This is a genomic window from Rhodococcus sp. 14C212 (genome assembly GCF_011058195.1).
Lineage (GTDB): Bacteria > Actinomycetota > Actinomycetes > Mycobacteriales > Mycobacteriaceae > Rhodococcus > Rhodococcus aetherivorans.
Map to the genome: position 1 here is coordinate 1 of NZ_JAALEH010000181.1, position 3,528 is coordinate 3,528.

Consider the following 3,528-nt stretch of genomic DNA (forward strand, 5'->3'; position numbering starts at 1 on the left):
GGTGAACTCGCCCGCCCCCGACCCGGTGACCTTTCCCGCCACTCACGAAGTGTTCAACCAGGTCCCGGATCTGGTGCCCTACCAGGCGGCGGCGGACCCGGCGCTGCTCGAGGGCCTGCGCCGCGAAGGCGCGGCCTGGGCCGAGGACGAGGTCCGGGAGATCGGCGCGCTCGCCGGCGGTGTGCGCGCGCAGGACTGGGGCAGGCTCGTCAACGAGTACCCGCCCGTGCTGCGCACCCACGACCGCTACGGGCACCGCATCGACGAGGTCGAGTTCCATCCGCACTGGCACGACCTCATGACGGTGGCCGTCGAACACGGCATGCACGCCGCGCCGTGGCGCGACCCCCGGCCCGGTGCGCACGTCGCCCGGGCCGCCAAGTTCTATGTGTGGGGCCAGGCGGAGGCGGGACACATGTGCCCGATTTCCATGACCTACGCCGTGATCCCGGCGCTGCGGCACAACCCGGAACTCGCCGCGGCGTACGAGCCGCTGCTCACCGCCCCGCACTACGACTTCGGGCTACGCGAACCGTCCACCAAGCGCGGCCTGATCGCCGGCATGTCCATGACCGAGAAGCAGGGCGGATCGGACGTGCGGGCCAACACGACGACGGCGACTCCTCAGGCGGACGGCAGCTACCGCATCGTCGGGCACAAGTGGTTCACCTCCGCCCCGATGTCGGACCTGTTCCTCACCCTCGCACAGACCGCGAGTGGCGTCTCGTGCTTCCTGCTGCCGCGGGTGCTTCCCGACGGCAGCCGCAACCGCATCCGCATCCAGCGGCTCAAGGACAAGCTCGGGAACAAGTCCAACGCCTCCTCCGAGATCGAATACGAGGGCGCAACCGGCTGGCTCGTCGGTGCGGAGGGCCGCGGCGTCAACACCATCATCGAGATGGTGAACATGACGCGCCTCGACTGCGTTATCGGCTCGGCGACCGGGATGCGCGCGGCGACGCTGCGCGCGGTGCACCACGCCCGGCACCGGAAGGCGTTCGGCGCCCTGCTCGTCGACCAGCCGCTCATGCGGAACGTGCTCGCCGACCTGATCGTCGAGTCGGAGGCCGCGACGACCATGATGATGCGGCTCGCCGGCGCGACGGACCGCGCGTCGACCGATCCGCAGGAGGCGGCGCTGCGCCGTATCGCCCTCGCGGTCACCAAGTACTGGGTGTGCAAGCGCGCCCCCGCGCATGCCGCGGAGGCCCTCGAATGCCTCGGCGGCAACGGCTACGCCGAGGAATCCGGGATGCCGCGGCTGTACCGCGAGGCACCGCTCATGTCGATCTGGGAGGGCTCCGGCAACGTCGCCGCCCTCGACGCGTTGCGGGCGATGGTCAAGCAGCCCGAGACCGTGGACGCGTTCTTCGCCGAGGTGCGCCTCGCCGAGGGCGCCGACCCCCGGCTCGACGACGCGGTGGCCCGGGTCGGCAAGGAACTCGCCGACCTCGAGAACATCGAATACCGGGCCCGCCGGATCGTGGAGCTGATGGCGCTGGTGCTGCAGGGGGCACAGCTCGTGCGCCACGGGCATCCCGCCGTCGCGGACGCCTTCTGCGCCACGCGGCTGGGCGACGACTGGGGCATCGCCCTGGGGACCATGCCGACCGGCGTGGACACCGCGGCGATTCTCGCGCGTATGTGAACAGCGGCGATTCTCGCGCGTATGTGAACAGCGGCGATTCTCGCGCGCATCCGACCGGCGGCGAGCCGCAGGGCATACTGGGGTAACGACAACGATCGTCGAGCGAGCGCGGAGCCCTCATGATCAGAAGCAGCGAATGGCGGGAATGGGGGGTCCCGGTCGAGGTGGCAGTCACCGAGTGCGCCGCACTGGTGGAGGCCGAAACGCTGGTGCGGGCCGCGATCGCGGAATCCGAGGCGGCCTGCAACCCCCAGCGCGGCGACGCGGAGATCCACGAGGTCAATCTCGCCCAGGGCATCCCCGTCCAGGTCAGTCCGCGGCTGTCGGCGCTGCTGCGCTCGGCGCTCTGGGCCGCCCGGATGACCGATGGGGCGGTGAGCCCCTTGTCGGCCGACGACGCGGGAATCGACGAGGACGCCACTCCGCCCATCCATCCGCTTCCGGACTACAGCGACATCCACCTCGACGGCGAGACCGTGCTGGCCCCGTTCGGCGTCAACCTCGACATCACCGAGACGGCCAGGGCCGACACGGCCGATCGGGCCGCCGCGACCGTCGCACGCAGTCTCGAATGTGGAGTCCTGGTGCGCATGGGCGACGTGACGGCCACCGCCGGTCACAGCCCCGCCGGAGGCTGGCAGGTATCCGTCCCCGGAGCCGGCACGGTCGAACTTCCGGCGGGCAGCGCGATGGCGACGCGCGTGCGCGACGCCGAACCCGACGAGGTGGAACAGAACGGCGGGAACGACGTCGCCGGGCGGTGGGAGCAGGTGACCGTCATCGCCGGGGACGCGCTGTGGGCCGACGCCGCGGCCGCGGCCGCCCTGCGCCGCGGGGCGCCGGCGGTGCGGTGGCTCGAGCAGTACGATCTCGCCGCCCGGCTCGTGGACAGCGGCGACCGGGTGCACACGACTCGCCGCTGGTCCCGCCCGCACGCTGCCTGAGCGGCGGGGCTTGCGCCCGAATCGGTGGGCTTGCACCCGTTTCCGCAGTCGGAAACCGGCGCAAGCCCGCCACGACGGGTGCCTGCTTCAGTTCCGACGCCACCGCCGGATGGTGCGGACGAGGGTGTCGGTGGAGGTGTCGCCGGTGTCGGGGTCCGCCGCCCCGGTCAGGGCGGGGGCCAGTTGCAGGGCCTGGGTCTTGCCGAGTTCGACGCCCCACTGGTCGAACGAGTCGATGCCCCAGATCACCCCCTGGACGAACACCTGATGCTCGTACAGGGCGATCAACTGGCCCAGCGTCGCCGGGGTCAGCGCCCGGGCGAGCAGGGTGGTCGAGGGCCGGTTGCCGGGCATCACCTTGTGTGCCACCAACCCCGGGTCGGTGCCGTCGGCGGCGACCTCGGCCGCGGTCTTGCCGAACGCGAGCACCTTCGCCTGGGCGAGCATGTTCGCGAGCAGGATCTGGTGCATGCTGCCGGTCCCGTCCCGGGTGGGCAGGTCCTCGAGCGCGGTGGCGAATCCGACGAAGTCGGCCGGGATCAGCCGGGTGCCCTGGTGCAGCAACTGGAAGAACGCGTGCTGACCGTTCGTGCCCGGCTCGCCCCAGAAGATCTCCCCGGTGTCGCGGTCGACGGGACTGCCGGCGCGCCGCACCGACTTGCCGTTCGACTCCATGGTCAGCTGCTGCAGATACGCCGGCAGCCGCGCCAGGTCCTGACTGTAGGGCAGCACCGCCCGCGTCTGCGCCCCCAGCACCGACGCGTACCACACCCCCAGCAGCCCGAGCAGCACCGGCGCGTTCGCCTCGAGCGGCGCGGTGGCAAAGTGCTCGTCGACGGTGTGCATCCCGGCGAGGAACTCGGCGAACCGGGCCGGGCCGATCGCGCACATCACCGACAGGCCGATCGCCGAACCCACCGAGTACCGCCCGCCCAC

Annotated in this window: 2 protein-coding genes and 1 pseudogene; 2 read left to right on the forward strand and 1 reads right to left on the reverse strand. The window is 71.6% G+C overall.

Annotated elements, in window-relative coordinates:
- Positions 1-25 precede the first annotated feature (25 nt).
- A complete protein-coding gene (locus G6038_RS30420; RefSeq protein WP_165042598.1) occupies positions 26-1,648 on the forward strand; it encodes an acyl-CoA dehydrogenase family protein in 1,623 nt (540 codons plus the stop codon).
- A gap of 119 nt (positions 1,649-1,767) precedes the next feature.
- Complete coding sequence (locus tag G6038_RS30425; RefSeq protein ID WP_165042596.1) at positions 1,768-2,592, forward strand: FAD:protein FMN transferase; 825 nt, start codon at positions 1,768-1,770, stop codon at positions 2,590-2,592.
- Between the two features lie 87 nt (positions 2,593-2,679).
- On the opposite strand, the pseudogene G6038_RS30430 reads toward G6038_RS30425, so the two are convergent.
- Positions 2,680-3,528: pseudogene (locus G6038_RS30430) on the reverse strand (glucose-6-phosphate isomerase); the annotation flags it as partial.